1 pseudogene is annotated in these 553 nt (G+C 50.1%); it reads right to left on the bottom strand.

From position 1 onward, the window contains the following. Positions 1-514: pseudogene (locus tag PsW64_RS27760) on the bottom strand (tyrosine-type recombinase/integrase); the annotation flags it as partial. Between the last annotated feature and the right edge of the window lie 39 nt (positions 515-553).

Raw genomic sequence — 553 nt, 5'->3', positions numbered from 1 at the left:
CCGACTCAATCAGGTTCTTATCTTCTAATTGGATGCGCAGCTTTCTCCACGATGTTCTGAACCCCGAGACAGTCCATGGTCGCCCTCTGGAGTTTGCACAAAGTGTCGGAGCCGAGTGGGTAGATGCTTCATCAAGAGCTGCTTTCAAAGGTGCAATGACAGGCCAAAAGACCGGAGCCCATGTTTTGGCTCGCCGTGTTGAGATGAAACCATTTTGGTATTGCTGTTTGGCAAGCGTAAGCGCGTCTTGCGGGCCAAGTCCCGTATACATCATCAAAGTAAGGGCAGGTACCATTTGAGCCGGGGCGTGTTCTAAAACGATCCTGCGCTCGTCATCCGTCCAGGGTCTGTTGGCAATTGGGGTGTTCTTGGGCCTGCGAATGGATTTAACCCCAAGGGCGGGGTTTTCTTTGATAAACCCACGCTCCTTGCCCCATGAAAACAAAACAGAGAGCACTTGTTTTACATAGTTGGCAAAGCGCCTTTTACGTTGCTCCTCTGTGTCCGTCGTCAAATGAAGTGGAACTGATTAGGCTTTTGAATAATGGAATGC

The sequence above is a fragment of the Pseudovibrio sp. W64 genome (assembly GCF_001623145.1).
Classification (GTDB): domain Bacteria; phylum Pseudomonadota; class Alphaproteobacteria; order Rhizobiales; family Stappiaceae; genus Pseudovibrio.
Note: the sequence above shows the minus strand (reverse complement) of the source record. Positions and strands in the feature narration are given on the sequence as shown.